Genomic DNA, 26,976 nt, shown 5'->3' with positions numbered 1-26,976 from the left:
GCTACCCGTGGACGCGAGCGGCTACTCCCCCACCAGGAACCGGTACAGCGGCCACAGCTCTTCCTGGGCGTCGATGGCCGCGCCGACCAGCTCGCCCCCCATCGCCTCTGCCTGCTCGCGCGAGATCTTGCGCATCACCCAGATCCCCTTGGCCCGCGCGAGCCCCTCGGGAACGGCGTCGAGCGGCTCGGAGAACTCGGGGTGGCCCTCGGGCTTGGTCACGTGCGGCGCGAACGCCAGCCGGTACCCGCACGCCAGCAGGGCGTTGAGGATCGGGAGCGACTCGGCCGGGTGGTCCACGAGCCGCGACCGGGCGGGGCCGAACAGGCCGGTCGCGTAGCTGCCGACGTACAACCCCCAGCGGAAACCGTCCGGGTAGACGGCGTGGCTGAGCTGGACGTCGGTGAGCCGCTTGCGGGGGAGCCGGTAGAAGCTCATCCACAGGTGGCTGTGCGAGCCGCCCCGGCCGAAGTCGTTTTTCAGGATCCGCGAGAACACGTTCCGCTCGGTCTCGAACGGCAGGCCGTTGGGCAGCACCCAGTTGACGGCGAGATCGTCGCGGTAGCGCTTGAACGGGGCCGTGACGGCGCGGTCGAGGACCGGCTTGAGCGCCTGGTACGTGCCGATGTGGGGGTCGGCGCGCAGGGCCGCGAGCGCGTCGTAGCCCTCGGGCGGGAAGCCTTGGAAGGTGAGGTCGAGGGGCGGGCGGACAAAGGTGTCAGGGAGCACGGAAATTCTGTCAGTCGGCCGAGCCTAACCCCCCGCCGGCGGCGCTGTTCTCGGTGCCAATCTGACAGCCGGATGGGCGGCGCGGCTGACAAATTGTTCCAATAACGGAGGTGGCACGGTGCCTGAAAGGGTCCTCCCTGCCCGCAGGGCACTCTGTTCCATCCATCCCCTCTCCCCATGACGACGATCCCGTTCCGCCCCGGCCGCGACTTCGCCATCCTGCGCCGGGAGATGGACCGCCTGTTCGACGACGTGTCGCGCGGCGACCGCGACGCCGAGGCCGTCTGGACGCCCCGTGCCGACGTCTCCGAGACCGACGACGCCTACGTCCTGAGCCTCGACCTCCCCGGCATCGACCGCGACACGCTCGACGTGACGCTCGACGACGGCACGCTCAAGATCTCCGGCGAGCGCCGCCGCGCCGACGAGCAGTCGGACGGCCGCTTCCACCGTGTCGAGCGCGCCTACGGCCGCTTTTTCCGCTCGTTCACGCTCGGCACCGACGTCGACGACGACGCCATCGAGGCCACGTTCGACGACGGCGTGCTGATGGTGCGCGTCGGCAAGAGCCCGGCCGTCCAGCCGCGCCGGATCCCGATCGGCCGGCGCTCCCGGCTCGCCGAGCACGCCGGCGACGGCCACGTCGAGACCCCCGAAACGGTGGAGGCCGACTAACCTCTTCCCCGCTCTCGCCCCTCTGCGCCCCGGGCCTCCGCTCGGGGCGCTGCCGTTTGGGGCCCGCGGCGCCCGTGGCCTGGCGAGCCCCCAGCGCCCGTGCCTCCCTGACTCGGGAGTGAGGCCAGCGATTCAGGCCGGCGCAAGCTCGGGTCGGACGGCGACCACGGCGCGCCACGCCCCTAAGGGCCGGATCCGACACGCGGGCCGAGCAAGGTGCCCTGGCCAGATCACTCGCGACGCCCCCGCCAAACGACGAGGCACTCGCTTGTACATCGCCGCGCGTGCACTATGCTGGCGTCGGTTCCATTCCCCCACCCCTCCGGATCCATGCGCCTCCTCCTCCCCCTCGTTCTGGTCGCCCTCGTGTCGCTGGCGCCCGCCCGGGCCCAGGTCAGCTTCGTCCCGTTGATCGGCTATGACATCGACCAGAAGGCCGCTACGCTCGGGCTCGCCTTCGAGTTCGCCGCGCCCCTGGTGGCCCTCCCGCTCCAGCCCGCCGTCCGCCCATCCGTCGAGTTCGTCTTTTTCGACAGCGACGCGACCTACGTCCGCGGCGACGGCGACCTCATCGCGCGGTTCGACACCGGCGGCCCGCTCATGCCCTATGCCAAGGGCGGCGTGACCATCGAGTATTTCGACTCCGGCGCCTTCGACAACACCGAGGTCGGGCTCAACCTCGGGGGCGGCGTCGAGGTCAACCGCGTGTTCGTGGAGGGCGCCGTCGGGTTCGGCGACATCAGCGACCTGCGCGTCCGGGCCGGCTTCCGGTTCTGAGCACCGGGCGTCCCGCTGGCGTCCGTCGCCAGCGGGGCGTCAGTCGGAGGACGTGCGCTCGCCGGCCATGAAGGCGACGGCGTCGGCCACCATGGCCGGGCTGCCGATGACCACGGGCGTCCGGTCGTGGAGCGCTTGGGGCTCGACGTCGAGGATCGGACCCGTCCCGGTTTCGGCCCGCCCGCCCGCCTGTTCCACGATAAAGGCCATCGGATTCGCCTCGTACATCAAGCGCAGCTTGCCGTTCGGGTTGCGCGTATTCGACGGGTAGATGTAGACCCCGCCCTTCATCAGGTTGCGGTGGAAGTCGGCCACGAACGACCCGATGTAGCGCGTCGTGTAGGGGCGCGGCGGGTCGTCGTCGGGCGCCTCGGTCTGCATCCACTTGATGTACTCCTTGAGGCCGTCCTCCCACGAGTTGTAATTGCCCTCGTTGATGGAGTACATCTTGCCCCGCTCGGGGGTCGTGATGTCGGGGTGCGAGAGCAGGAACTCGCCGATGGACGGGTCGAGCGTGAATCCGTTGACGCCGGCGCCAGTCGTGTAGACCAAGATCGTGGAGGACCCGTACACGACGTAGCCGGCGGCGACCTGCTCGCGGCCGCGCTGGAGCGCGCTCGCCATCGTCACGCGGCCGGCGTGGTCGTCGGGCACGCGGTAGATCGAGAAGATGGTCCCGATGGAGACGTTGACGTCGACGTTCGAGGACCCGTCGAGCGGGTCGAACAAGACGACGTACTTGCCCTGGCAGTCGTCGAAGAGGAGCGGAATCGCCTCGGCGTGCTCTTCGGACCCGATGAGGCAGACCTCGCCGCCGCGCCGGAGCGCCCGGACGAACTCCTCGTGCGCCAAGAGGTCGAGCTTTTTCTGGACCTCGCCCTGGACGTTGACGTCGCCCGTGTCGCCGAAGATGTCGACGAGCCCGGCCTTGCGGACGTCGCGGTCAACGATCTTGGCCGCGATCACGATGTCGCGCAGCAAGCGCGAAAACTGACCTTTCGAGCCGGGCGTGTCGACTTCGCGCTCGATGATGAACTGCTCGAGCGTGGTGAGCGAGCCGCCGCCGGTCGCGAGCGTGGAGCCGGAGGTGCCGTTCGAGGAGAGGTCCATGTCGTGCAAGAAGATGGAAGCGCTACTGAGCGCGCAAGCTAGCCCGCCAGCCGACCCGACGCGGTGAGGGTTTGGAGCACGTCGGCGGTCCGCGCGCCCACGTCCGCCCCGGCGCGCCACTCCTCGACGAGCCGCGCGAGCGAGGCGCCATCGTCGACGTCGTAGTGGGCCGGGAGCACGACGGGTTGGAGGCCGGCGTCCCCGGCGCGGTCGAGCGTGTCCTGGAAGACGCGGCCGTGGCTGTAGTCCATGTCGAACAGGTCGGGCACGATCTCGTTGAGCCCGAGCATCGTGTAGCCGCCGTCGTCGCTGGGCCCGAGCACGGCCGTCAGCGGGGTGCGGAGCGCGTCGAACGCCAGCTCGACGAACGGCATCGGCAGCGTCGGGTGGTCGGTCCCGATGACGACGGCGCGGTCGTGGCCGGCGGCGAAGGCCTCGACGAAGGCGTAGAGCATCCGCTCGCCGAGCCCCCGCCCCCGCTGGCCGAACACGTCGACGCCGTCGGGCACGTCGGCCAGCGTCCCGCCGGCGAGGTGGAGCCGGACCGTCACGGCGGGCGCGAGCGCGGCGTAGCGGTCGAGCGCGTCGCGCAGGAACGCCTCGTAGAGCGCCGCCGCGTCGGCGGGCGCCAGCGTCGGGCTGAGGCGCGTCTTGACCCGGCCGGCCACGGGCGCCTTGGCGAAGACGAGCAGCGCCGCGCTCATGCGTCGCGATCGGCGTCCGCCGGCTCGGCCTCGAGCACGACGGCCTCGGCGTCGACGACGTCCGCGAACGTCACGATGAGGCCGTCCTCGCTGGGCAGGGGCGCGGCCGTCACCCGGAACGAGGTCGCAAACCCGTCGGCGTGGTAGGGGACCACGATGCTGGCCGTCGCCCCGCCGTCGGCGATCCGGGCGTACATCTCGAACAGGCCGGCCTCGACGTTGCCCGGGAACACCTCGAGCAGGCGCCGGCCGACCAGCCCGGCGGCCGGGCGGTCCAGGATCTCGCCGGCGCGCGGGTTGACGAGGAGGATCTCGAAGTCGACGATGTCGCCCTCGGCGCGGACGGCCGTGAACGCCATCACGCCGTCCGGCGTGGCCGACATCACCGACCGGAGGAGCGCGACGGCCCGGTCGGCGTCGCCGGCGGCGAGCACCTCGGGCATGCGCTCGCGGAAGAGCACGACGGCGCCCGCGATCTCGCCGTCGTCGAGGATGGGCGTCACGGCGTACGAGACGGGGAACGCCGTCCCGTCCTTGCGCCAGAACACCTCGGTGTCGACCGAGCGCGGCTCGCCGTCGTGGAGGGTCGCGTAGATGTGGCAGTCCGTCGCGGGGTACGCTTCGCCGTCCGGGCGGTGGTGGTGGATGAGGTCGTGCTGGCGCGAGCCGACCTGCTCGGCGACGGTCCACCCGGTCATCTCGACGGCCGCCGCGTTCACGAACGTCGTCTTGCCATCGAGGTCGAGCCCGTAGATCCCTTCGGAGGCGGCCTCGAGCACCGAGCGGTACAGCGTCTCGGCCTCGACGCGGCTCCGCTCGGCGCGGTCGAGCGAGATCTGGCGGCCGACGGCCTGGGTCATGACCTCGAGCAGGTCGCGCTCGCTGGACGTGAACCCGCCGGGCCGGGGCTCGGGCGAGACGAAGTTGAGCGTCCCGTACATCTCGCCGTCGACCGTCACCGGCGAGCCGATGTAGGCGCGGAAGCCGCGGTCGGAGCAGGCGGGGTGGTCGGGGACGATCTCGGAGGCGTCGGGATAGGCGACGGTCTCGCCGGTCCGCACGACGGCGTCGCAGAAGGCCTCGCGGATGGGGATCGTGAGGCCGGCCTGGATCGACGGGTCGGGCGAGACGATGGCGTCGAGGTGGTAAAGCCGCTGGCCGGTCGCCACGTCGAACGGCGTCGCGGCCAGGATCCCGACGGGCAGGTCGAACATCTCGCACCCCGCCTCGAGGTAGGCGGTGTACCGCGCCTCGGTCGACGCGTGGTCGGCCGTCGTGATGGCGTGGAGGATCTTGAGGTCCTCGGAGAACGCCTCGAGCTGGGCGGTCCGCTCGGCGACGGCGTCTTCGAGCACGCGGTTGGCGCGCGCGATGTCGCGGCGGAACTGGCGCCGGTTGGCGTCGTCGCGGCTGAGCGAGACGACGCAGAGCTGGCCGTCGTACTCGACGAGCCGGGCCGAGGTCGACATGTAGAGGCGCTGGCCCTCGCGGGTGCGGTGGACCGACTCGAACTGCCCCTTCCGCTCGCGCCGGAGCTCGTCGACGGCCATCCCGGCGTCGAACCGCTTGGTGTCTAGGATGTCGGCGATCGACATCTCGCGGAGCTCGTCGGCAGTGTACCCGTAGCGGCGCACGGCGGCGGCGTTGAAGGCGATGAAGGAGCCCGGCCCGTCGGGGCGCAGGGGGTAGACGAAGATGACGTCGTCGAGCGCGTCGAGGAGCGTCCGCGAGCGGTCCTCCTCTTTCGCCAGCCGGTCCTGCGCCTCGCGCAGCGCCAGCACCTCGTGCCGGTCGGAGACGTCGTCGAACACGACGGCGACGGCGCCCTCGTCGATCGGGACGGCCTGCACGGCGTACGTCGACCGCGTGATCCGGTCGTCGCCGTACTCGATGGTGCCGAGGTCGCGAGGCTCGCCCGTGCGGACCACGTCGAGGTAGGCGTCGAGCACGCCGGTCTCGTCTACGCCGGGCGCGATCTCGGTCAAGAGGCGGCCCACCTCGGCCGTGAGGTCCAGGCCGGTGATGTCGCCGGAGGCGGGGTTGCCGTAGATCAGCCGGAACGACAGGGCGTCGTCGGGGTCGTCGAGGCGGTAGATCGAGACGCCGAGGGGGAGCCGGTTGAGCAGCTCCGCGCCGGAGGACAGGGCGTCGGGAAGAGACGAGAAAGGCATGCAAGAGGGGGCCAGAGAGGACGCCGGAGGAGAGCCAGCGCGTGTCACAGGGCGGTCCGGGCGGGAACCGGAGCGCCCTGTGCCAACGGGTGCGAGAACCGTTCCTCGCGCGTCAACGTCGCCAAGATCGCCCTTGATGCCCGTCGAGGAGCGTGCCGAGGGGGCCGATCGCCGCGCCCTGCCGGCGGGCGTGTCCCAAGGCGTGGTCGAGCGTGTCCAATCGGCGGCCCCAGGCGCGGTCGTCGGCGCCGAGCTGGTTGTGCCACAGGACGACGGCGCACCCGCCCGCCTCGCGGGCGCCCGCGGCGACGGCCGCGAGGGCGTTGGCCTGGGCCTCGGCGTCGAGGCGCTGGTACGTGGTCAACGTCGTGTCCATGAGCGCGAGCGGCATCTCCCACAGGGCCGTCGGGCGCCCGGCGTCGAGGTCGAAGAGGCGGAACGGGTGCGCGGTGCCGCGCCGGAAGCCGGGGGCGTCGGCCCACCCGAGGGTGCTGTCGAGCCGGACGCCCGTCGCCGCCAGCAAGCGCGGGGTCTCGGGCTCGGCCCAGCGCAGAAAGTGGGTCCGCGCCAGCGCCGGCGGCGCGCCGACGGCGTCGACGAACACGGCGTGCTCGGCGGCGAGGCGGCCGGCGGAGTCGTGGGCGCCGTAGCCCGGGTGCCACCCGACCTCGCCCGGCAGCGCCCGCACGCGGGCGGCGTGGGCGCCGAGGTCGACCGGCGGGTCGTGCGGCCCCCACCGCCCCGGCTTGACGAACCACGTCGCGCCGTCGCCGTGGCGGCGGCTGAGCGCCTCCAGGGCGTCGAGGCTGGCGCGGCGGCGGTCGGGCCCGAACGCGCGGCGGACCGCCAGCGCCGGGCGGAGCTGGCGGAGCCCACCCGCGAGCGCGCGGAGCCGGTGGAGCCGGAGCGCGTCGAGGTCGTGCGTGAGGGCGACGGCCCAGGGCGCCCCGCCCCACCCCAGCGGCGCCGCCTCGACGCCGCGCGCGCGCAAGGCGTGCCCGAGCGCCCGGCGGACCGCGTCGACGGCCGGCCGCGTGGCCCCGCCCGGCCCGTCGAGGCGCGACTGGAGGGAGTCGGCATGGGCCACCCGGCCGTGCGCGTCGCGGGCGGCGGTCGCCCGTTCTTGCAGGCCCGCCAGCCACCACGCCGCACCCGCGACCGCGTCGCCCAGCGTCGCCTCCCCCGGCGGGCCCACGGGCACCGGCCACCGCTCGCCGTCGACCGCGAGCCACCCGAGCGCGTCGACGGCCGGGAGGCGCGGCGTGGCGAGGTCGGCGGACGCCTGCGGCGTCACCCGGAGCACCAAGCCGTCGGCGCCGGCCGGGTCGGTCGCCAGCACGAGGCGGGCGTCTCCCCTGCCCACCCACGCGGGCGCCAGGCCCAGGCCGCGCAGCAGCTCCTCCAGCCCGTACCGGACGAGCGGCCCCTCGCGAGGCACGTCGACGCAGCAGGGCAGGGTTCGGAGCACGGGGAGCGGAGGCGGGGGTCGGAAGGTGCCACCGACGCCAGCGACCTGCCAACCAGCTCCGCTCTAGCTTGGGCGCTCGCCGCCGCCCGAACGCATGCGCGCCGCCCTCCTCGCCCTCCTGATCGCCGCCCCGGCGACCGCGCAGGTCAACACCGAGCGGATGCGGCGCCAGCTCGGCGACGACCGCCTGCACCTCGCGCTCGACGCCTCGGCGGCCGTCGCGCGCGGCAACGCCGACTTTCTGCAGGTCGGGCTGGGCGGGCGGCTCGACCTCCGGGCCGTCGAGGACGACCTCGCGTTCGTCGTCGGCCGCCTCGACCTCGCCCGGTCCGACGGCGCCTCGTTCGTCGACCGCTCGTTCGTCCACGCCCGGTACAACACCGACCTCGTGCCCCGGCTCGTCTGGGAGACGTTCGTGCAGGTCGAGCGCAACGGCCCGCAGCGGCTGCGCGCTCGGACGCTGATCGGCGGGGGCGTGCGCTACGAGGTCGTCGACCGCGACTCGGTGGGGCTGGCGGCCGGGCTCCTGCCCATGTTCGAGCGCGAGGTGCTCGACGAGGCGCTCGGCGAGCCCACGAGCGTCGTCCGCGCGAGCAGCTACGTCTCGGCCCGGCTCTCGCTCGCGAACGCGACGCTGTCGACGACGACGTACCTCCAGCCCCAGATCAGCGAGCCCGACGACTTCCGCGTGCTGACGCAGGCGGCCGTCGAGGTGGGCGTCACCCGGTGGGTTCGGATCCGCGTGCGCGCCGACCTCCGCTACGACAGCCGCCCGCCCGTCGGGGTGGAACCCACCGATGTCCGCATCGAGAACGGGCTCGTCCTGGTGATCCCGGCCGGAGACCCCTGAGAACCGGGTCTTCACCTCAGCTTTCAGGAACGAGTGAAAATGGCCCCGGGTACGCCAGCCTCCTCCCCCCTCTGGATATGCAGGATCTCTCCGGCCGGACGGCCCTCGTCACCGGCGCCTCGACCGGCATCGGCCGCGCGACGGCGGCGGCGCTCGCGGCGCGCGGCGCCCACGTCGCGGTCAACTACCCGGCCGACGACGAGCGGGGCAACGCCGACGAGTCGGTCCGGCTCGCAGAGGCCGCGGCCCGAGAGGCGGGTGCCACCGGGTCGGTCGTCGTCGTCGAGGCCGACGTGTCGGACGCGGTCGAGGTGGCGGCGATGTTCGCGACGGTCGCCGACGCGCTCGGCCCGGTCGACGTCCTGGTCAACAACGCGGGCATCCAGATCGAGGAGCCGGAGAGCCACCTCACCGACCCCGCCGACTTCGACCGCGTGCTGGCGGTCAACCTGCGCGGGGCGTTCCTGTGCGCCCAGCAGGCGATCCGCGGGTTCCTCGACCGCGACCCGACGGGCGGCGTCATCGTCAACGTGTCGAGCGTCCACCAGCAGATCCCGCGCCCGCGCTACCTCTCGTACGCGGTCTCGAAGTACGGCCTGCACGGGCTCACGCAGACGCTGGCGCTGGAGTACGCCGCGCGCGGGGTCCGCGTCAACAGCGTCGCCCCGGGCGCCACGCGGACGCCGATTCAGAGCTGGCTCGACGACGAGGCCGCGGCCGACGTGGTCCGCAGCCACATTCCCCAGGGCCGGATCGGCGACCCCGCCGAGATCGCCAGGATCATCGCCTTCCTCGCCAGCGACGATGCCGCGTACGTCACCGGGCAGACCCTCTTCGCCGACGGCGGCCTCACGCTCTACCCCGAGTTCGAGACGCCCTGGAGCGGGTGATGGGGACGGGGGACGGGGGACGGGGGACGGGGGACGGGGGACGGGGGACGGGGGACGGGGGACGGGGGACGGAAGATGAGCTTCTAGAGGGCCGGGTGATTGAGGTGCGGCCGGACAACGGAACCTTTCCCGGGCTCCGACGCCCATCACTCATCACTCATCACTCATCACTCATGTACGACCTCTGCATCATCGGCGCCGGCGTCGGGGGCGGCGCGCTGGCGCACGCGCTCGCGCCGACCGGCAAGCGGATCCTGCTCCTCAACCGGCTCGGCTCGCTCCCTCGTGAGGCCCGCAACTGGGACCCCGAGGCGATGTTTACGAAGGACGCCTACAAGGCCGACGAGGCGTGGACGGACGAAACGACTGGCGCGCGCTTCCGGCCCGGGATGTACTACTGGCTCGGCGGCAACACCAAGGTCTACGGCTCAGCCCTGCTCCGCTTCCGGCCCCAAGACTTCGAGCCGCTGCAGACGCTCGACGGCGTCTCGCCCGGGTGGCCGATCGCCTACGCCGACCTCGCGCCGTACTACGACCGCGCCGAGGCCGCCTACCACGTCCACGGGCGGCGCGGGGCCGACCCGTTCGAGCCGCCGGCCGGGCCGTTCCCGCACGCTCCGATCGCGCACGACCCGCGCATCGCCGAAGTGGCGGAGGGGCTCCGCCGGCAGGGCGTCCACGCGTTCGAGCTGCCCATGGGCGTCCAGTACAGCCACGAGGACCCGGGCGACGGGCCGTTCATCCTGCGCGAGACGTTCGCCGCGATGGGCCGGGCCGCCTTCGATGGCTACCCCGACCTCCTCCACCTCAAGGCGGATGCCGAGGTCGCGACGGTCGCGCCCGCCGTCGCGCACGGCACCGTGGACCTGGTGACGGGCGCGGACGTGACCCGGATCGTGACCGACGCCAGCGGCCGGACCGTGACGCACGTCGAGGCGACCGTCGACGGGGAGCCGGTCACGTTCCACGCGGACGTGTTCGCGCTGTGCGCGGGGGCCGTCAACTCGGCCGCCCTCCTGCTCCGCTCGGCGTCGGACGCGCACCCGGACGGGCTGGCGAACGGGTCCGGGACGGTCGGCCGCCACCTCATGCGGCACCTCACGACGAAGGTCTACACGGTCGCCAGCGGGACGCCCAACCCGACGCGCTTCCAGAAGACGCTGGCGGTCAACGACTTCTACTTCGGTGTCCCCGGCCACCCGACGTGGGACGGCGTGCCGCTGGGACACGTCCACCTGATGGGCAAGCACGCCGGGTGGCAGATCTTGCAGGACCTCGGGCCCGGCGCGATGACGATCGCCGAAGCGAACACGATCGCCGCGCACTCGGTCGACTGGTGGGCCCAGTCCGAGGACCTGCCCGTCGCCGAGAGCCGGGTGACCGTCGGGGCCGACGGCCGGATCGGGATCCGCTACGTCGAGACGAACCGGGCGTCGCACGAGGCGCTCATCGACACGCTGGTGGCCGCGCTCGAGCCGCTCGGCTTCGACCGCGCGCTGCGCGTCCCGATGCCGATCCACGTGCTCAACCACCAGTGCGGCACGCTGCGCATGGGCACGGACCCGACCGCGAGCGTGGTCGATGCGACGGGCCGGGCGCACGACCTCGGCAACCTGTACGTGGCCGACGCGAGCGTCTTCCCGTCGTCGGCGGCGACCAACCCGACGCTGACGATCGCGGCGAACGCCTTCCGAGTGGCGGCCCACCTCGAGGCGGAGGTGATGTAAGAAGGGCAGGGCATCGCCTTGTGAAATAGGCCGTTCACCCGTGGGGCCGGCAACCGTCCCCACTGTAGGTTCGCGATTCACGCGGCCCTGTCGCGTGGCGCCCACCACCCGCCCCCGACGCCCATGGTCTTCCCCTTCCTCTCGCACCTGATCGGCGCCGCCCGACACCAACTGCGCGGTCGGGGCGCCCGGCCGATCCCTGGCGCGGCGCCCGGCCGACGCCAGTTCGTTCGGCGGGCCTCGGCGCTGGGCGCCCTCGCCGTCGGCTCGGGGCTGATGCTCCCCGACGAGGCCTGGGCGGCCATCGAGGCCCGCGCGGACCGGTTCGGGATCGTGCCCGGCGCGCTCTACGACGCGACCGGCCACCGGGTCGACCGCGCGCCCGTCGATGCCGACCCGTATTTGGGCGAGATCCTGCTCGTCGGGTTCAACTTCGCCATGCGCGGGTTCGCCCTGTGTCAGGGCCAGATCCTCCCGATCAGCCAGAACCAGGCGCTGTACTCCCTCCTTGGCTCCGTCTACGGCGGCGACGGCCGGATCACCTTCGCGCTCCCCGACCAACGAGGCCGCATCGCCATGGGGTGGGGCGACGGCCCCGGCCTCACGCCCAACGCCCTGGGCGAGAAGCGAGGCGTGGAGGCCGAGTTCCTGACGGTAGCCAACGTCCCCAGCCACCACCACGCGCACAGCCACGCCCAGCCCGTCGACAACTCGCCGGGGACGGCCCTCGCCCCGGGCGGCAACGTCCCCGCCGGCGACCACACGGGCGACCAGATCTACGCGCCGCCGGCCAGCGCCGACAACGCCTTCGTGACGCTGTCGGAGGACCAGACCCCCACGGGTGGCAACCAGCCCGTCCCCCTCGGCCCGCCCGGGCTGGTGCTCAACTACCAGATCGCGCTCCAAGGCGTCTTCCCCTCCCGCAGCTAGCCCGCCCCGCCCGCGCGGGGCTCCGCGCGGCGACACCCCCACGCCCATGTCCCTCTTCTCCTCCCTCCGCCCCCCCCGGCCCGACGCCGACCCGGGCCGCCGCTCGTTCTTCCGCCGCGCCACCGCGTTCGGCGCCGCCGCCGTCGGCGGCACGTTCCTCGCCTCGGACACGTCGTGGGCTGCCGTCGAGTCCCGCGCGCGCGGGTTCGGCATCACGCCCGGCACGGTCGTCGACGCCCGAGGCCGGCCGCTGGCGTCTGGGGGGGTCACCCCGTACCTCGGCGAGATCATGGCGTGCGGCTGGAACTTCGCCGCGCGCGGGTTCGCCCTGTGCGACGGCCAGCTCCTCCCGGTCGCGAGCCACACCGCCCTGTTCTCGCTCCTCGGCACGATGTACGGCGGCGACGGCCGGACCACGTTCGGGCTCCCCGACCTCCGCGGCCGGGTGGCCCTGGGGTGGGGCCACGGCCCCGGCCTTTCGAGCAACGACCTGGGCGAAAAGCGCGGCGCGGAGACCCTCACCCTGACCACCGCCAACTTGCCGAGCCACCACCACGCGCACAGCCACGCCCAGCCCGTCGACAACTCGCCGGGGACGGCCCTCGCCCCGGGCGGCAACGTCCCCGCCGGCGACCACACGGGCGACCAGATCTACGCGCCGCCCAGCGACGCCGACGCCTCGTTCGCCCCGACCTCCGCGGACGAGACCAACACGGGCGGCGGCCAGTCGTTTAGCATCATGCCCCCGACGATCGTGCTCAACTATCAGATCGCGCTCCAGGGCCAATTCCCGCTGCGGAACTAGCGCTCCGCTTGGCCTCGGCGGACATGCGCGCCTCGGCCCCCGGGCCGGGGCGCGCGCGTTCGGGAGGCGCCGAACCCGACCCGGGGCCACGGCATTCCCCCCGACCCAGCCCCCGTCCCGATGGACCCCCACGTTTTCGTCCTGTTCGGCGCCACCGGCGACCTCGCCGCGCTCAAGCTGTTCCCCGCGCTGTTCCATCTGAGCCGGTACGACGGCGCGCCGCCGCAGACCGTCGTCGGGGTCGGCCGCTCGGATTGGGGCGACGAGGAGCTCCAGAACGCCGCCGTCGCCGCGCTCGTTGAGACGGGCGTCGACGACGGCGACGCGCGGGCCTGGGCGGAAGGCGCCCTGCGCTACGCCCGCGTCACGGCCTACGACGACCTCGACCCCGTCTACGAGACGGCCAAGGCGTTGGAGACCGAGCGCGCGCTGACCGGCAACCGGGTCTACTACCTCGCCCTCCCGCCGTCGACGTTCCCGGGCACGATCGCGGCGCTCGGCGAGCACGAGGAGGCGCGCGGGACGGTCGGCGAGCACGTCCCGGACGACGCGCCCTGGGTGCGGCTCGTCATCGAGAAGCCGTTCGGGCACGACCTCGCCAGCGCGCAGTCGCTCAACCGGGTCGTCCACGAGCACTTCCCCGAAGACGCCGTCTTCCGGATCGACCACTACCTCGGCAAGGAGACCGTCCAGAACCTGTTGGTCTTCCGGTTCGCGAACGCCCTGTTCGAGTCGGCGTGGAGCCGGCAGGACGTGGAGCGCGTCGAGATCACGGTCGCCGAGACGAACGACGCCGCCGGGCGCGCGGGCTACTTCGACGGGGTCGGGACGCTGCGCGACATGATCCAGAACCACCTCACGCAGCTGTTCACGCTCGCGGCCATGGAGCCGCCCGCGCGGCTCGACGCCGAGGGCATCCGCCGCGAAAAGGTGAAGGTGCTCCAGTCGACGCGCACGGCCCGCTCGGACGAGATCGTGCTCGGCCAGTACGGCGCCGGCGGCGGCCACGACGAGGGCTACGCCGACCACGACGGGGTAAAAGCGGGCTCGCGGACCGAGACGTTCGCCGCCGTCCGCCTCCACCTCGACAACTGGCGTTGGCAGGGCGTCCCGTTCGTCTTGCGGACGGGCAAGCGGATGGCCCAGCGGCTGACGGAGATCGCCGTGGTCTTCCGCCGCCCGCCCGTCACGCTCTTCCAGACCTCCGGCGACTGCGATCCGACGCCGAACGTGCTCCGCCTGCGCCTGCAGCCCGACGAGGGGTTCCGCCTGTCGTTCGACGTCAAGACGCCCGGCGACGGGTTCAACGTGTCGACGCGCGAGCTGGCGTTCCGCTACGAGGACACGTTTGGCCCCTTCCCGGACGCGTACGAGACCCTGCTCGGCGACATCGTCGAGGGCGACGCGACGCTGTTCGTCCACGCCGAGGAGGCCGAGGAGGCGTGGCGGATCTACCGCGCCGTCCTCGACAACCCCGACATTGAGGTCCACCCGTACGCGTCCGGCGGGTGGGGGCCCCACGCCTCCGCCTCGTTTGTCGAGGCCCCGCCGCCGGAGCAGACCGGCGACGACGTGGAGGCCTGCTGAACGCAGTTCCGGCGACCGGGTCGGGCCTACGTCGTGTTGCGTGTTCGGAGCGCCCTCGCCGTCGCTCGCGACGGGCCCACGCCAGACCGCTTCGGATACCGGCGCGCGACACCGGGGCGGAACATATTGACCGCCGCGAGTCTGACCCGTCCCCCGTCCCCCGTCCCCCGTCCCCCGTCCCCCGTCCCCCGTCCCCCATGCCTGCCGAGATCGTCGTCCTCCCCACCAAGCAGGCCGTCGCCGATGCCCTCGCCGACCGAACCGCGACCGCGCTCCGGGCCGCGCTCGCGCGCGAGCCGCGCGTCACGCTGTGCCTTACCGGCGGGTCGACGCCCGCCCCGGCGTACGAGCGGCTGGCGGCGGCCGACGGCATCGAGTGGGCGCGCGTCCACCTGTTCTGGGGCGACGAGCGGTGCGTCGAGCCCGGCCACACCGAGAGCAACTACGCCATGGCCAAGCGGACGCTGATCGACCCGGCCGGCATCCCGGACTCGAACGTCCACAAAATGCCCGGCGGGTGCCCGCCCGCCGAGGGCGCGGCGATCTACGAGCAGGCGCTGGAGCAGTTTTTCGGCGACGAGCTCCGCTTCGACGTGCTGCACCTCGGGATGGGCGACGACGGCCACACGGCGTCCCTGTTTCCCGGCACCGACGCGCTTGCCGTCACCGACCGCCGCGTGGCCGTCGGGCAGGCCCCGCCCTCGGCGGCCGTCCACGAGCGGCTGACGCTGACGTTCCCGGCCCTCGCGCACGCCGACCTGTGCCTGGTGGCCGCCGCCGGCGCGGGCAAGCGCGAGGCGTTCGCGGCCGTGCTCGACGCGTACGACGGCGACGGCGAGGGCCCGCCGGCGGCGCACGTGCGCGTCGAGGGCGAGATGGTGTGGCTCGTGGACCGGGCGATGGCGCAGGGCGAGGACTAGAGCGCGAGCCGGTCCGCGCCAAAAAAATCGGCGGCCCGAGGTTAGATCTGGGCCGCTCGCGGGTCTATGGGAGGGCACCCGCCCCACGGCCCGATGCCCGTGCCTGACCCCGCCCTGCCCGCCTCGACCGTCTCCGAGCCTGCCGGCGCCATCGCCCGCGTCCCCGAGGCCGCGATCCAGGACGCCTGGGTGCGCGGCCTGTTCGACCCGAGCGCGCTGGCGACGACCGAGGGCGCAGCCGTCGAGATCCTCACCCGGGGCACTCTCAACACGGACTCCGGCCCGGACGTGACCGGGGCGCGGCTCCGGATCGGGGGCCTGCTGTGGGCGGGCGACGTCGAGATCCACACGACGAGCGCGGCGTGGGAGGCGCACGGCCACCACGACGACCCGGCCTACAACCGCGTCGTCCTGCACGTGGTGCTGGCGGCCGACCGCCGGACCGGCCTGCTCCGGCGCCAGGAGGGGTCCGCGCTGCCCGAACTCGTGCTCTTGCCCCACCTCCACGAGTCGCTCCGGTCGATCCTGCGGTCGTTCTACCTCGTCCCCCACACCGCCCCGAACTGCTCGGCGCGGTGGCGCGAGGTCCCCGAGGACGCGCGCCGCCGGTGGGTCGAGGTGCTCGGGGTGGAGCGGCTCCGCCAGCGCGCCGCCGCGCTCGGCCGAGCCTTCGGGACGGCGCCCGACCTCGACCGGCTCCTGATCGCCCGGGCGTTCCGCGCGCTCGGCTACGAAGCGAATGCCGACGCCTTCGAGACGCTCGCGGGCCGCGTCGACCTCGGCGCGCTCCGCCAGCGGTCGGGGCCCGAGATCCTGGACGCCCTGCACGCGGCGGCAGGGATGGCGGACGACGGCCTGTTCGCGGACGGCCCGCCACATCCCGCCCCGATGCGGCCCGAGGCCTGGAAGCGCGGTGGGCGGCCCGCGAACGCGCCCCGGCGCCGGATGGCGCAGGCGGCGGCCTGGCTCGCGCCCGTCGGCCCGCTCCGCCGGCACGCCGTCGACGCGCTCGCCGAGGCGCTGGCGGTCTCGACGCGCGCTGCGCTCGACCGGCTCCGGCCGCCGACGCCCGACGGCACGCCCGCGCTCGGCCGGACGCGAGCGACGCGCGTGCTCGCGGACGCCGCGCTCCCCGTGCTCCTCCTCGACGCCGAGCTCCGCGAGAGCCCCGCGCGCGAGGCAGCCGTGCTCTCCGCCTACCACGCCTTGCCACCCGTCGCCGACCGCGTCACGCGGCGCTTCGCTGAGGCCGGGCTGGCGCCGAAATCGGCCGCGCAAGCGCAGGGGGCCCACCGGCTCGCGCGCGACTTTTGCGATGAGGGGCGGTGCGCGCGGTGCGCCATCGGGCAGGCGCTCTATCCCGCGCTGGCGCACGCGTGAAAACGGCGTCGAGCGCCCTGGACTGCAACCGGGGCCGCGGTCTCGGGTATCTTCTTTCAACTCCGGCTGAAAGTTCTGTGCCCGACACCCTCGCCCCGCCCCTCACCGCCGCGCCGCTCAGCCTCAAGGCGATCCAGGCACCGGTCGCCGGCGAGCTCAAGACGTTCCGCGCGCACTTCCGCGACGCGATGCGCTCGCGCGTCCGCCTGCTCGACACGGTCGTGCAGTACCTCCTTCGACGTAAGGGCAAGCAGATCCGGCCGACGCTCGTCCTGCTCGCGGCCGACTTGGTCGGCGGCATCGGCGAGCGGAGCTTCCGGGCGGCGACGTTGGTGGAGCTTCTCCACACGGCCACGCTCGTCCACGACGACGTCGTGGACGAGGCGGAGACCCGGCGTGGGGTGGCGTCGATCAACGCACTGTGGCGCAACAAGGTCGGCGTGCTCCTGGGCGACTACCTCCTGAGCCGTGGGCTCCTGCTGGCGCTCGACGACGGCGACTACGACCTGCTCCACATCACCTCCGACGCGGTCCGCCGGATGTCGGAGGGCGAGCTGTTGCAGATCGAGACGGCGCGGCGGCTCGACATGACCGAGGCGCGGTACTTCCAGATCATCGCCGACAAGACGGGCTCGCTGATCGCGGCGTGCCTCGCGGCCGGCGCCGCCAGCGCCGGCGCCGACGACGCGACGGTGGCCCGGTGCAAGGCGATCGGCGAGACGATCGGGCTGGCGTTCCAGATCCGCGACGACCTCTTCGACTACGACCCGAACGCGGCGGCCGGCAAGCCGGTCGGGCTCGACCTCCAGGACCGCAAGCTGACCCTGCCGCTCATCCTGGCCCTCGACCGCGCCGAACCGGCCGTCGCCAAGCGGATCCGCAAGATCGTCCGGCGGCGCAAAAAGTCGGCGGCCGAGGTCGCCGAGGTGGTCGCGTTCGTCGAGGCGAGCGGCGGGCTGGCGGCGGCGCGCGGCCGGATGGAGGCGCTGGCGGCCGAGGCCGCCGACGGCCTCCTCGCGTTCCCCCCCTCCGACGCGCGCGACGCGCTCGTCGGGCTGTGCGCCTACGTCGTCGCCCGGAAGCGCTAGATCAGTCCTCCGCGGACCGGCCGGGGGCGCTACGTTCCAGCCGCTCCCCCCCGACTCGATGACGGCCCACCTCCTCGGCACCGGCTCCGCAAACGCCGGCCCCTCCCGGACCACGACGATGCTCGCCATCGAGCACGACGGCCGGACCGTCCTCGTCGATTGCGGGGCCGACGCCGTGCAGCGCCTCGAGGTCTCCGGCCTCGACCCCGCCGCGCTCGACGCCGTCATCCTGACGCACGAGCACCCCGACCACATTGCGGGCTTCCCCCTCTTGATCGAGAAGCTGTGGCTGCAGGGGCGCCGCGCGCCGATCCCGGTCTACGGCCCGGCGGCGACGCTGGAAAAGGCTCGCGCCCTCTTCGCCGTCTTCGACACGTGCAAGTGGGACGACCTCCCCGCGCGCACCTTCCACCCCGTCGCCCTCGCGCCCGGCGCCGACGTGCTCCGCCTGGGCCCGCTGGCGGTCACCGCGACGCCCGTCGACCACCCCGTCCCGACCATCGGTCTGCGGTTCGAGGCCGACGGCGCCGTGCTCGCGTACTCGTGCGACACCGCCCATTCCGATGCCGTCGTCGCGCTCGCGGCCGGCGCCGACGTGCTGGTCCACGAGGCCACCGGCTCGCTGACGGGCGTCCACAGCTCGCCCGAGGAGGCGGCGGACGTGGCGGCCCGAGCGGGCGTGGGGCGCCTGGTCCTCGTCCACGCCCCCCACGACGCCAGCGACGACGGGCTCGGCGACGCCCGGGCGCGATTCACGAGGACGGCCTGGGGCCACGACGGCGACCGGATCGACCTCTAGCCGCGCCTCCCGGCACCCCAGGGGTGCCGGCGAGGGCACTCAGTCGTTGATCGTCACAAGATCCGGTACCAAGAACGCCTCGGGGAACTGGCGACGAACCGTCGCCAGCGCCGCCTCGGCCTGCTCGCGCGTGGCGAACGCCCCGAGGCGGACGCGGTAGTACGGCTGGAGGTACGCCACGATGGCGCCCAGCTCGCGCGGGTTGCCGCCCTGCTCGGTCCACCACGAGACGGCGTCGTCGCGGACGCGCTCGGCGGCGGCGCGCGTCGCGCCGGAGAAGATCTGGACGCGGAAGCCCTCGACCTGCCGCGGCTGCGGGTCTTGCGGCGCCGGCGGCCCCGCCTCGGTCGGCACGACCACGCGGCCCGCCATGATGCCCGCCGGCACGTCGTGGACGACCTCGGCGGCCGGCTCCGGCTCGGCGTCGTAGCCCGTCGGGTCGAAGGTCTCATACGCCGGGTAGCCCGGCGCGGGCGTCTCGCCCGTCTCGGGCGGCGCCTCGGGCGCGGCGGGGCCGACGGCGGAGCACGCCGCGAACGACAGGCTGAGGACGACGAGGAGAGCGGTGCGCATGGCGGGGGAAGCGTGGGGCGGAGGCCACCCCGTCGCCCGAGTTAGTACGAGGCGTCCGACGTGAGGCCCTTCAAAATAGCGACGCCCGCGCTCGCGCCGAGCCGCGTCGCGCCGGCCTCGACCATCGCATAGGCGTCCTCGGCCGAGCGCACGCCGCCCGACGCCTTGACGCCCATCGTCGGGCCGACGACGCGCCGCATCAGCGCCACGTCCTGGGGGCTGGCCCCCGACGACGCGAAGCCCGTCGACGTCTTGACAAAGTCGGCGCCCGCGTTCTGCGAGAGCACGCAGGCGATCACCTTCTCCTCGTCCGTCAGCAGCGCCGTCTCCAGGATCACCTTGACGGTCCGGCCCTGGGCCGCCTCGACGACCGCCCGGATGTCGGCCTCGACCTCGGCGTAGCGCTCGCTCTTGAGGAGCGCGATGGCGATGACCATGTCGATCTCCTCGGCCCCGTCGCGGACGGCCTGCTGGGTCTCGAAGGCCTTGACGGCGGTCCGGTTGGCGCCGTGCGGGAAGCCGATGACCGTGCACACCATGGGCGTCGTGCCCGCCAGCTCGGCGGCCGCGACGGGCACCCAGACCGGGCTCACGCAGACGCTCGCGAAGCAGTACTCGCGCGCCTCGGCGCACAGCTCGCGGATGGCGTGCTCCGTCGTGTCGGGCTTCAGGACCGTGTGGTCGATCAGCCGGGCGAGCGGCGGCGCGAGCGCGCACGCGTCGGCGGGCCCCGTCGCGTCGGCGCGGAGGCCGAAGCGGGCGGCACCGGCGCCGACCATGCGCTCCAGTGCGGCGGACAGGTCGCCCGAGGCGGGCGGGGCGGGGGCGCGGGACGCCCCGGAGAGACGGTCGGCGAGCGCGGCTTTCTGCGTGTCGGTCACGGCGGGGGCGATGGGGACTGGGGGCGTGGGGAAGGATACCCCTCCTGGACCTCTGCCCCCATCCCGGTTCACTCCGGGGCTCCGTCTCCGCCGTCAATCCGCACGAGACGCCCGGCCCATCGGGCGCCCCCCAGCCCCTCGTCCCCCTACGCCGTCATCTCTTCGATCTCGGCGTCGAGGTTGTAGCGCTTGCGCTTTTCCCAGAGCGTCTTTTTCGAGATGCCCAGGAGCTTGGCGACGTCGGAGTACGACGAGTTGCGGTTGTTGGCGAGCGTGTGCTTGATGTACTCGTACTCGAGGTCCTCGAGGCTGGCGCTGGCACGGAAGCGGAAGGTGTCCGCGTCGCTCGCCGCGCCGTCGAAGGCGTCGGTCTGCAGGAGGACGAGGTCGCTGGCATCGAGCGTCGCGGACGTGGCGAAGATCATGGCCCGCTCCAGGACGTTGCGGAGCTCGCGGACGTTGCCCGGCCACGAGTGGCCCACGAGCTTGGTCTCGGCGGCCTCGGTGAACCCGTCGAAGGGCTTGGCGAACTCGCCGGCAAAGCCCGTCGCCACCTTCTGGGCGATCGTGAGCGCGTCGCGGCCCATCCGACGGAGTGGTGGGAGCTCGATCGAGACCACGTTGATCCGGAAGAGGAGGTCCTTGCGGAACGCCTTCTCGGCCACCTTCTCCTGCAGGTTCGCGTTCGTCGCGCACACGATCCGCGTCGTCACCTTGATCTCGTCGGTCCCGCCGAGCCGGCGGAACTGGCGGCTCTCCAGAAAGCTCAGCAGCTTCGACTGGAGCGGGAGCGACATCGAGTCGATCTCGTCCAGGAAGAGGGTCCCGCCGTCGGCGATCTCCAGGAGCCCCGGCTTGGCGGCGCGGGCGTCGGTGAAGGCGCCCTTCTCGTAGCCGAACAGCTCGGACTCGAGCAGGTTGTCGGGGAGCGCGGCGCAGTTGATCTCCATGAACCGCCCGCCCGACCACTTCGAGGCGTAGTGGAGCGTCTGGGCGACCAGGTTCTTGCCCGTCCCGGTCTCGCCGCGCACGAGCACGGTCGTGTTGGGGATGTCGGCCAGCGTCTGGATCGTGTCGCGGACGACCTGGACCTCGTCGCTCGTGCCCAGGATCTTGCCGACGTCGTGCTGCTTCTTCCGCGTCTTCTTGATCTCCTGGAGCTCCTTCCTATCCTCGTAGAGGTCGAGCGCCTTCGCCAGAAGCGCCCGCATCTCTTCCAAGTTGACGGGCTTCTGGAGGTAGTGGAACGCGCCCAGCCGCATCGCCTCGACGGCGGTCTGCACCGACGAGTGCGCCGTCATCACGATGACGGGGATCGTGATGCCCCGCTCGCGCAGGGTCTCGATCAGCTCCATCCCCGACACGTCGGGCATCATGAGGTCCGTCAGGACGAGGTCCGGCGTCTTGCCGTCGTCGATGGCCTGAAGGAGGGGCTCGGCGGAGGTAAACCCCTGCGTCGCGTAGCCATCCCGGGTGAGGACCTTGGCGAACAGCTCGCCGATCTTGGGGTCGTCGTCGACGACGAAAATGCGTTTCTGGCTCATATCCGGGGGGAAGGAGGCGTCCAGGGCAAGGGTAGATGGTACGAATCGTAACGCCTCCGCCGCCATAGTTTCGGCCGTGCGGCGGCCGAAACGCGGGCCTTCCCTACACGGCCGGCCTCGCACGAGCCATCGAGGGGGCGGGGCTCGAGGGCGACGCCGCGTCGCGCGCGTCGAGGCGGGGCGCCAGCACGGAGAGGGCCCCGGGGTCGATGGTGACCGAGAAGGCACGGGCGTCGGTCGAGAGCACCTCGCCGTCGGCCTGGATGGCGAGCGGGCCGTCGGAGGCGAGCGAGAACCGGGGCGTCTGCCCCATCCGGACCTCCGGCGCCGCGACGTGGCCGCCCGAGAACGTCGACGGGAGCAGCTGGAGCGCGCGCGTGGTCGGGAGCTGCCGGACCAGGCACACGTCGAGCAGCCCGTCGTCGGGGACCGCGTCGGGCGTGAGCAAAAAACCGCCGCCGACGGAGTGGCCGACGCCGACCTCGACCAGGAACAGCCGCCCGTCGTGCGCGAGGTCGGCGCCCTCGGCCTCGCTGCGGACGTGCGGCGCGAGCGCCGGCCACTGCCGCAGCGTCCGGAACACGGCGGCGAGGTAGGCGGCCCGGCCGCCGAGCCACTTGGTCTGGCTCGCGAGCCCGGCGGCGTGGCCGTCGAACCCGGCCCCGACGGCGTTCGCCACGACGCGCCGGTGCTCGCCGGCCGCGTCGGTCCACGCCAGCCGGGCGACGTCGATGCTGCGGGGCCGGGCCGCCGCGAGTTGGCGGGCCGCGGCCTCGGGCGCCGTCGCCATGCCGAGCGCGTTCGCGTAGTCGTTCCCGGTGCCGACCGGAATCACGCCCAGCGTCCCCGCCGTGCCCGCGAGCCCGTTCGCCGCCTCGTGGACCGTGCCGTCGCCGCCGGCGACGAGGACCGTCGCGCCCGTCTCCCCGAGCTCGCGCGCCCACCGCTCGGCGTCGCCGGGCGCGGCCGTCGTGCGGATCCTCGCCTCGATGCCGGCCTCGGCGAGCGCCCGCTCGACGCGCCCCGCCAGCGACCGCGTGCGGCCGCCGCGCGCCGCGGGGTTGAAGAGGACGTGGGCCGTCATGCCCGGCTAACTTAGCCGCGCCCGCCCCCCCGCCATGCCCCGCATCCTGATCCTCGCGCTGGCGGTCCTCGCCGCCTGCGCCCCGCCCGCGCCCGGCGACCTCGTCGACGACACGGGCCGCCCGGTCTCGCTCGACGCGACGCCCCGGGCCGTGCTCCCGCTGGCGCCGAACGTCACCGAGTTGGTGGCCGCCGCCGCCGGGCTCGACCGCCTCGCGGGCGCCGCCGTCAGCGACGACTTCCCGGCGGGCGTGACCGACTTGCCCCGCTACCAGTCGTACCCGCTCGACCTCGAGGCCGTCGTAGCCCTCGCGCCCGACCTCGCGATCGGGGCCGAGAGCGTCAACCCCGGCGAGACGGCCGACGCGCTCGACGCCGTTGGCGTCCCGACCTACCTCTTCCGGTTCGACCAGGTCTCGGACGTGCCGCGCGCGCTCCGGACGCTCGACACGCTCCTCGTCGTCTCGGGCGGCGCCGCCGTCGCCGCCGACTTCGAGCGCCGCGTCGCCGCCGTCTCCGACGCCGTGGGTCCGTTCACCAAGCCCCGCGTGCTCCTCGTCGTCGGCGACGAGACGCTGTACGCGTTTGGGCGCGACTCGTACGCCAGCGAGCTCGTGCGGCTGGCCGGTGGCGACAACCTGACCGACCTCTACCCCGGCGCGGCGGCGCAGCCCAGCGACGAGGCCGTCCTCGAGATGGCGCCCGAGGTCATCCTCGTGCTCGCGGGCCCCGACTACGACCCGAGCCGTCTCGTCGAGCGGCACCCGACGTTCTTTACGCTGCCGGCCGTCCAGAACCGCCGGGTCTACGGCATTGACCCCGACCTCATCAGCCGCCCCGGCCCCCGGCTCGTCGAGGGTCTGGAGCGGCTGGCGCGGCTGCTCCACCCCGAGGCGTTCGCGGCGGGCGCGGCGTAGCGCGCGGACAGGGGCGGTGGCTCGTGGCCGGATGCCCCAAGCGCGGGAACGGGGAAAGAGGGACGAGGAATGAGGCAGATGCCAGCCTGAGCCCCTGCGCCAGCGGGCGGGCGCGTAGTCTCCGGGCGGCCGTCTCCCTCTCCCTTTGTCCCCTCCCGATTCCACAGAACTGACCGCGAGCGGCCCTCGACTGGGGCCCGTCGCCGTCGGCGCGCTGATGCTTGCGGCGGCGGTGCTGGCGATCGCCGCGAGCCTGGTCTGGGGGAGCGCCGACTTAGGGCCTGCGCGCGTCTGGGCGGCGCTGACGGGTGGCGGCGCGCTCACCGACCGGACGATCGTGTGGGACCTGCGCGTGCCGCGCACGATTCTGGCGCTGTCGGTCGGCGGCGGGCTGGCGGTCGTGGGCGTGGCGATGCAGGCGCTCGTCCGCAACCCGCTCGCCGAGCCGTATATCCTGGGCGCGTCGTCGGGCGCGAGCGCCGGCGCGGCGCTGTTCTACCTCGGGTTCGTGCCCCTCGCCGTCTCGCGCGCGGTCTCGATGCCCGTCGCCGCGACGGCCGGGGCGTGGCTGGCCGTGCTCGCGGTCTTCGCCGCCGCCAAGCGCGGCCCGACACTCTCGACCACGCGGCTGCTGCTGGCGGGCGTCGCGATGTCGGCCCTCCTCGGCTCGGTCACGGCGTTCATCACCTACGCCAGCCCCGAGCCCGACAAGCTCCGCGCCGTGCTGTTCTGGCTGCTCGGCTCCCTCGCCGGCGCGCGGTGGGACCGGGCTCTCCTTCCGGCCGTCGTGGCGCTCGCGGCCGGCGGCGGGCTGTGGCTGCTCGCCCGCCCGCTCGACCTGCTGACGACCGGCGAGGAGGCCGCCGCGTCCCTCGGTGTCCCGGTCGAGGGGCTCAAGCGCGCGCTCGTCGCGCTCGCGGCCGTCGTGACGGGCGTGCTCGTCGCGTCGGCGGGTGTGATCGGGTTCGTGGGGCTCATCGTGCCGCACGCGGTCCGACTGGTGGCCGGGGCGACCCACCGGCGGCTGGTGCCGCTCGCGTTCGTCGGCGGCGCCGTGTTTCTGCTGCTGGCGGACTTGGCCGCGCGCGTCGTGCTGCCCGGCCAGGAAGTCCCGGTCGGCGTGCTGACGGCGATCTGCGGGGTGCCGTTTTTCCTGGCGCTGCTGCGGCGGTTCGGCCCGGGGCTGGCGTAGAGCGCAGACGCAGGGTCGATGCGGGGAGAGTCACATTGCAATAGCGGCTGCCCCCGTCCCCCGTCTTCCGGAACCCGACGCCGCTGGCGCCGTGAGCCGCCCGTGATCGACACCCACTCCGCCCTCCGTTACGTCACGCCCTTGCGCGAGGGCGGCTCGCTCCCCGCGCTCGTCGAGACCGACGGCGGGCTCTACGTCGTCAAGTTTCGGGGCGCCGGGCAGGGCGCGCGCGCGCTGATCGCCGAGGTCGTCGTCGGCCGGCTGGCGTCGGCGCTGGGCCTCCCCCTCCCCGACCTCGCCGTCGTGACGCTCGCCGACGGGTTCGGCCGGGCCGAGCCCGACCCCGAGATCCAGGACATCCTGCGCGCCAGCGGCGGCCCGAACGTCGGGCTGGCGTTCGTGCCGGGCGCCTTCGCCTACGACCCCGTCGCACACGCCGACTTGGTCGACCCCGACACGGCGGCGGCGGTCGTCTGGCTCGACGCGCTGACGACCAACATCGACCGGACGGCGCGGAACCCGAACCTGCTCGTCGCCCGGGGCGACGACGGCCCCGACCTGTGGCTCATCGACCACGGCGCGGCGCTGTACTTCCACCACAACTGGGCGACCGTCGACGCGGCGAAAGCGGCGGCGCCGTTCCCGGCCATCCGCGACCACGTGCTGCTGCCCGTCGCGTCGTCGCTGCTGGCGGCCGACGCCCGGCTGGCGCCGCTCCTGACCGAGGCCGTCGTGACGGACGCGCTCGCCGCCGTGCCCGACGCGCTGCTGACCGACGCGCCGCCGGGCCGCGATGCCCCGTTCGAGACCGCCGACGCGGGCCGCTCTGCGTATGCCGACTACTTCCGCCAGCGGCTCGCGGGGCCCCGCGCCTGGGCCGAGGAGGCCGCTCGCGCCCAGGCCGAGGCGCCCGACACGTCGGCGCTCGCGTACCGGCGATGAGCGCGCGCCGAGCGTTCGACTACGCCCTGGTCCGCGCCGTCCACGTCCCGACCGGCGACGCGGTGACGGTCGGCGCCGTGCTGAGCTGCCGCCAGGCCGGGTTTCTGGACTGCGCGCTCGGGGAGACAAGTGAGGCTGCGGCTCGGTTGAGCCTCGACCCCGACCTGCTGGCGCGCGCCGTCGCTGCGTTTGAGACCGTCGCCCGGGGCGGCGCTGGGGCCGGGCCGATCGGGCGGCTCCCACCGTCGGAGCGGTTCCACTTTCTGACGGCCACGCGGTCGACGGCGCTCCAAACACTGCCCGTCCGGACCGGGCTCACCGACGACCCCGCCGCCGCGTTGGCGCGCGTGGCCGCCGACCTCGCCGGAGGTTCTCCCGGCGCCCGGAACCCCCGAACGCGGGATTAGCGTCTAGTCCGCCCCCTCTTCCCGACGACCCCTCCCCCGTGTCCGACGCAGACCAGGCCCCTCTCGACCCCGACACCGTCGCCGCCTTCGACGGGGCCGCCGCCGAGGCGTTCGCCACCCGTAAGGCCCGCCTGAGCCGCGTGCTCGTCGAAGGCGAGACCGGCGTGCTCTACGAGTCGCTGGCGCTGTTCGCCGAGCCCCTGTTCGGGCTCTACGACCTCGACGCCGGCGACGCCTTCCGGCTGCGGGCCGACCCCGAGTCCGTCGGCGACGACACGGTCGCGTTGTTGGAGACGGCGCGCGTGCTGTGGGCCTTCTTCTCGCTCCCGCCCGCCCAGCGCGCGCACCAACGCTCGGCGCTCGCGGCCCAGCTCGTCGGCGACGAGGTCGGCGACGACGAGATGATGGGGCTCGACGGGCTGCTCGAGACGGCTGAGATCCACTGGCAGGCCATGCTCCCGGAGGAGATCGAGATGGCGCAGCAGACCGGCCACCCGGTCGTGGGCTTTGAGGACCTCCTGCACCACCCGGCGTTCCGCGTCGGCGTCGAGGAGGACGACGCCTCGCACGCCGGCTACGGCCCCGACGGCCTCTCCGAAACCGAGGCCCGTGCCCTCTTTGGCCAGCCGCTCCTGGACGACCCGGAGGTCCTGCTCGACGCCGACGCCTTCGAGAGCGCCTTGGCTCGGGCCGACGACTACTGGACACTCGCGCGCACCGGCGGCGACCCCGCCACGTACGCCTCCGAGACCGGCGCCGACGCCGACGAGGCCGCGCGCATGGTCGCCCGCTTCGCCGAGCTCTTCCCCGAGCACGCGCGGTAGCCC

26 protein-coding genes are annotated in these 26,976 nt (G+C 73.5%); 17 read left to right on the top strand and 9 right to left on the bottom strand.

Annotated elements, in window-relative coordinates; translation table 11 throughout:
- Window positions 1–21: 21 nt before the first annotated feature.
- The gene (locus tag ACLIRP_RS04410; protein ID WP_412062747.1) at window positions 22–729 is read right to left on the bottom strand and encodes a hypothetical protein; all 708 of its coding nucleotides are present in this window, start codon (window positions 727–729) and stop codon (window positions 22–24) included.
- 177 nt (window positions 730–906) lie between these two features.
- Here ACLIRP_RS04410 and ACLIRP_RS04405 point away from each other — a divergent pair, with 177 nt between their 5' ends.
- Complete coding sequence (locus ACLIRP_RS04405) at window positions 907–1,404, top strand: Hsp20/alpha crystallin family protein (RefSeq protein ID WP_412062746.1); 498 nt, start codon at window positions 907–909, stop codon at window positions 1,402–1,404.
- Between the two features lie 330 nt (window positions 1,405–1,734).
- On the top strand, window positions 1,735–2,181 hold the full coding sequence (locus ACLIRP_RS04400; RefSeq protein ID WP_412062745.1) for a hypothetical protein: 447 nt from the start codon (window positions 1,735–1,737) through the stop codon (window positions 2,179–2,181).
- Between the two features lie 39 nt (window positions 2,182–2,220).
- Here the strand turns inward: ACLIRP_RS04400 and fbp are convergent, their stop codons facing one another.
- The 4 genes from fbp to ACLIRP_RS04380 all read right to left on the bottom strand — a co-directional run bounded on the left by fbp (window position 2,221) and on the right by ACLIRP_RS04380 (window position 7,634).
- Window positions 2,221–3,291 carry a class 1 fructose-bisphosphatase gene (gene fbp / locus ACLIRP_RS04395; protein WP_412062744.1) on the bottom strand — a complete coding sequence of 357 codons (1,071 nt, stop codon included), beginning with the start codon at window positions 3,289–3,291 and terminating at the stop codon, window positions 2,221–2,223.
- 38 nt (window positions 3,292–3,329) lie between these two features.
- On the bottom strand, window positions 3,330–3,995 hold the full coding sequence (locus tag ACLIRP_RS04390; protein ID WP_412062743.1) for a TIGR04282 family arsenosugar biosynthesis glycosyltransferase: 666 nt from the start codon (window positions 3,993–3,995) through the stop codon (window positions 3,330–3,332).
- The gene (locus ACLIRP_RS04385) at window positions 3,992–6,166 is read right to left on the bottom strand and encodes a PAS domain S-box protein (RefSeq protein WP_412062742.1); all 2,175 of its coding nucleotides are present in this window, start codon (window positions 6,164–6,166) and stop codon (window positions 3,992–3,994) included. Before ACLIRP_RS04385 ends, ACLIRP_RS04390 begins: the two co-directional genes overlap by 4 nt.
- Before the next feature lie 112 nt (window positions 6,167–6,278).
- Entirely contained in the window at window positions 6,279–7,634 is a 1,356-nt protein-coding gene (locus ACLIRP_RS04380) for a hypothetical protein (RefSeq protein WP_412062741.1), read from the bottom strand.
- Window positions 7,635–7,728: 94 nt separating this feature from the next.
- Between ACLIRP_RS04380 and ACLIRP_RS04375 the strand changes: the two genes are divergently transcribed.
- From ACLIRP_RS04375 to ACLIRP_RS04330, 10 genes are all read left to right on the top strand, one after another.
- A complete protein-coding gene (locus tag ACLIRP_RS04375) occupies window positions 7,729–8,484 on the top strand; it encodes a DUF481 domain-containing protein (RefSeq protein WP_412062740.1) in 756 nt (251 codons plus the stop codon).
- 77 nt (window positions 8,485–8,561) lie between these two features.
- Window positions 8,562–9,374, top strand: a complete 813-nt coding sequence (locus ACLIRP_RS04370) for a glucose 1-dehydrogenase (RefSeq protein ID WP_412062739.1) — start codon at window positions 8,562–8,564, stop codon at window positions 9,372–9,374.
- A 173-nt stretch (window positions 9,375–9,547) separates the two neighbouring features.
- Window positions 9,548–11,101: a GMC oxidoreductase gene (locus ACLIRP_RS04365; protein ID WP_412062738.1), complete on the top strand. Its 1,554-nt coding sequence runs from the start codon at window positions 9,548–9,550 to the stop codon at window positions 11,099–11,101.
- Between the two features lie 123 nt (window positions 11,102–11,224).
- Window positions 11,225–12,031 (top strand): phage tail protein, encoded by an 807-nt coding sequence (locus ACLIRP_RS04360; protein ID WP_412062737.1) that lies wholly within the window; start codon window positions 11,225–11,227, stop codon window positions 12,029–12,031.
- A gap of 46 nt (window positions 12,032–12,077) precedes the next feature.
- The gene (locus tag ACLIRP_RS04355) at window positions 12,078–12,836 is read left to right on the top strand and encodes a phage tail protein (protein ID WP_412062736.1); all 759 of its coding nucleotides are present in this window, start codon (window positions 12,078–12,080) and stop codon (window positions 12,834–12,836) included.
- Window positions 12,837–12,956: 120 nt separating this feature from the next.
- A complete protein-coding gene (gene zwf / locus ACLIRP_RS04350; RefSeq protein ID WP_412062735.1) occupies window positions 12,957–14,423 on the top strand; it encodes a glucose-6-phosphate dehydrogenase in 1,467 nt (488 codons plus the stop codon).
- Between the two features lie 197 nt (window positions 14,424–14,620).
- Window positions 14,621–15,343, top strand: coding sequence for a 6-phosphogluconolactonase (pgl, locus tag ACLIRP_RS04345; protein WP_412062734.1), 723 nt, complete (start codon window positions 14,621–14,623; stop codon window positions 15,341–15,343).
- Window positions 15,344–15,436: 93 nt separating this feature from the next.
- Entirely contained in the window at window positions 15,437–16,723 is a 1,287-nt protein-coding gene (locus ACLIRP_RS04340) for a DUF2851 family protein (protein WP_412062733.1), read from the top strand.
- Window positions 16,724–16,800: 77 nt separating this feature from the next.
- A complete protein-coding gene (locus ACLIRP_RS04335) occupies window positions 16,801–17,811 on the top strand; it encodes a polyprenyl synthetase family protein (protein WP_412062732.1) in 1,011 nt (336 codons plus the stop codon).
- Window positions 17,812–17,869: 58 nt separating this feature from the next.
- Complete coding sequence (locus tag ACLIRP_RS04330; RefSeq protein ID WP_412062731.1) at window positions 17,870–18,610, top strand: MBL fold metallo-hydrolase; 741 nt, start codon at window positions 17,870–17,872, stop codon at window positions 18,608–18,610.
- Between the two features lie 39 nt (window positions 18,611–18,649).
- On the opposite strand, the gene ACLIRP_RS04325 is transcribed toward ACLIRP_RS04330, so the two are convergent.
- The 4 genes from ACLIRP_RS04325 to ACLIRP_RS04310 all read right to left on the bottom strand — a co-directional run bounded on the left by ACLIRP_RS04325 (window position 18,650) and on the right by ACLIRP_RS04310 (window position 22,692).
- Window positions 18,650–19,183, bottom strand: coding sequence for an SPOR domain-containing protein (locus ACLIRP_RS04325; RefSeq protein WP_412062730.1), 534 nt, complete (start codon window positions 19,181–19,183; stop codon window positions 18,650–18,652).
- Between the two features lie 41 nt (window positions 19,184–19,224).
- Window positions 19,225–19,872 carry a deoxyribose-phosphate aldolase gene (deoC, locus tag ACLIRP_RS04320; RefSeq protein WP_412063689.1) on the bottom strand — a complete coding sequence of 216 codons (648 nt, stop codon included), beginning with the start codon at window positions 19,870–19,872 and terminating at the stop codon, window positions 19,225–19,227.
- Between the two features lie 338 nt (window positions 19,873–20,210).
- Window positions 20,211–21,608 (bottom strand): sigma-54-dependent transcriptional regulator, encoded by a 1,398-nt coding sequence (locus tag ACLIRP_RS04315; RefSeq protein ID WP_412062729.1) that lies wholly within the window; start codon window positions 21,606–21,608, stop codon window positions 20,211–20,213.
- A 103-nt stretch (window positions 21,609–21,711) separates the two neighbouring features.
- Window positions 21,712–22,692: a diacylglycerol/lipid kinase family protein gene (locus ACLIRP_RS04310; RefSeq protein WP_412062728.1), complete on the bottom strand. Its 981-nt coding sequence runs from the start codon at window positions 22,690–22,692 to the stop codon at window positions 21,712–21,714.
- Between the two features lie 34 nt (window positions 22,693–22,726).
- Here ACLIRP_RS04310 and ACLIRP_RS04305 point away from each other — a divergent pair, with 34 nt between their 5' ends.
- The 5 genes from ACLIRP_RS04305 to ACLIRP_RS04285 all read left to right on the top strand — a co-directional run bounded on the left by ACLIRP_RS04305 (window position 22,727) and on the right by ACLIRP_RS04285 (window position 26,973).
- Window positions 22,727–23,608, top strand: coding sequence for an ABC transporter substrate-binding protein (locus tag ACLIRP_RS04305; RefSeq protein WP_412062727.1), 882 nt, complete (start codon window positions 22,727–22,729; stop codon window positions 23,606–23,608).
- Window positions 23,609–23,753: 145 nt separating this feature from the next.
- The gene (locus ACLIRP_RS04300; RefSeq protein ID WP_412062726.1) at window positions 23,754–24,800 is read left to right on the top strand and encodes a FecCD family ABC transporter permease; all 1,047 of its coding nucleotides are present in this window, start codon (window positions 23,754–23,756) and stop codon (window positions 24,798–24,800) included.
- Between the two features lie 105 nt (window positions 24,801–24,905).
- Window positions 24,906–25,742 (top strand): HipA family kinase, encoded by an 837-nt coding sequence (locus tag ACLIRP_RS04295; protein WP_412063688.1) that lies wholly within the window; start codon window positions 24,906–24,908, stop codon window positions 25,740–25,742.
- The gene (locus ACLIRP_RS04290) at window positions 25,739–26,149 is read left to right on the top strand and encodes a DUF3037 domain-containing protein (protein ID WP_412062725.1); all 411 of its coding nucleotides are present in this window, start codon (window positions 25,739–25,741) and stop codon (window positions 26,147–26,149) included. Before ACLIRP_RS04295 ends, ACLIRP_RS04290 begins: the two co-directional genes overlap by 4 nt.
- Window positions 26,150–26,187: 38 nt before the next feature.
- Entirely contained in the window at window positions 26,188–26,973 is a 786-nt protein-coding gene (locus tag ACLIRP_RS04285) for a hypothetical protein (RefSeq protein ID WP_412062724.1), read from the top strand.
- The last annotated feature ends 3 nt before the right edge of the window (window positions 26,974–26,976 follow it).

Origin of the sequence: Rubrivirga halophila, assembly GCF_046845755.1 — a bacterium.
GTDB lineage: Bacteria > Bacteroidota > Rhodothermia > Rhodothermales > Rubricoccaceae > Rubrivirga.
The sequence above is the reverse complement of the archived record's forward strand: the minus strand, read 5'-3'. Positions and strand labels throughout refer to the sequence as shown.

Bases quoted from the DNA above. Each gene is read 5' to 3' on its own strand.
- ACLIRP_RS04405 (WP_412062746.1), top strand. From the start codon at position 907: ATGACGACGATCCCGTTCCGCCCCGGCCGCGACTTCGCCATCCTGCGC.
- ACLIRP_RS04400 (WP_412062745.1), top strand. From the start codon at position 1,735: ATGCGCCTCCTCCTCCCCCTCGTTCTGGTCGCCCTCGTGTCGCTGGCG.
- fbp (WP_412062744.1), bottom strand. From the start codon at position 3,291: ATGGACCTCTCCTCGAACGGCACCTCCGGCTCCACGCTCGCGACCGGC.
- ACLIRP_RS04390 (WP_412062743.1), bottom strand. From the start codon at position 3,995: ATGAGCGCGGCGCTGCTCGTCTTCGCCAAGGCGCCCGTGGCCGGCCGG.
- ACLIRP_RS04385 (WP_412062742.1), bottom strand. From the start codon at position 6,166: ATGCCTTTCTCGTCTCTTCCCGACGCCCTGTCCTCCGGCGCGGAGCTG.
- ACLIRP_RS04375 (WP_412062740.1), top strand. From the start codon at position 7,729: ATGCGCGCCGCCCTCCTCGCCCTCCTGATCGCCGCCCCGGCGACCGCG.
- ACLIRP_RS04370 (WP_412062739.1), top strand. From the start codon at position 8,562: ATGCAGGATCTCTCCGGCCGGACGGCCCTCGTCACCGGCGCCTCGACC.
- ACLIRP_RS04365 (WP_412062738.1), top strand. From the start codon at position 9,548: ATGTACGACCTCTGCATCATCGGCGCCGGCGTCGGGGGCGGCGCGCTG.
- ACLIRP_RS04360 (WP_412062737.1), top strand. From the start codon at position 11,225: ATGGTCTTCCCCTTCCTCTCGCACCTGATCGGCGCCGCCCGACACCAA.
- ACLIRP_RS04355 (WP_412062736.1), top strand. From the start codon at position 12,078: ATGTCCCTCTTCTCCTCCCTCCGCCCCCCCCGGCCCGACGCCGACCCG.
- zwf (WP_412062735.1), top strand. From the start codon at position 12,957: ATGGACCCCCACGTTTTCGTCCTGTTCGGCGCCACCGGCGACCTCGCC.
- pgl (WP_412062734.1), top strand. From the start codon at position 14,621: ATGCCTGCCGAGATCGTCGTCCTCCCCACCAAGCAGGCCGTCGCCGAT.
- ACLIRP_RS04340 (WP_412062733.1), top strand. From the start codon at position 15,437: ATGCCCGTGCCTGACCCCGCCCTGCCCGCCTCGACCGTCTCCGAGCCT.
- ACLIRP_RS04330 (WP_412062731.1), top strand. From the start codon at position 17,870: ATGACGGCCCACCTCCTCGGCACCGGCTCCGCAAACGCCGGCCCCTCC.
- ACLIRP_RS04325 (WP_412062730.1), bottom strand. From the start codon at position 19,183: ATGCGCACCGCTCTCCTCGTCGTCCTCAGCCTGTCGTTCGCGGCGTGC.
- ACLIRP_RS04315 (WP_412062729.1), bottom strand. From the start codon at position 21,608: ATGAGCCAGAAACGCATTTTCGTCGTCGACGACGACCCCAAGATCGGC.
- ACLIRP_RS04310 (WP_412062728.1), bottom strand. From the start codon at position 22,692: ATGACGGCCCACGTCCTCTTCAACCCCGCGGCGCGCGGCGGCCGCACG.
- ACLIRP_RS04305 (WP_412062727.1), top strand. From the start codon at position 22,727: ATGCCCCGCATCCTGATCCTCGCGCTGGCGGTCCTCGCCGCCTGCGCC.
- ACLIRP_RS04290 (WP_412062725.1), top strand. From the start codon at position 25,739: ATGAGCGCGCGCCGAGCGTTCGACTACGCCCTGGTCCGCGCCGTCCAC.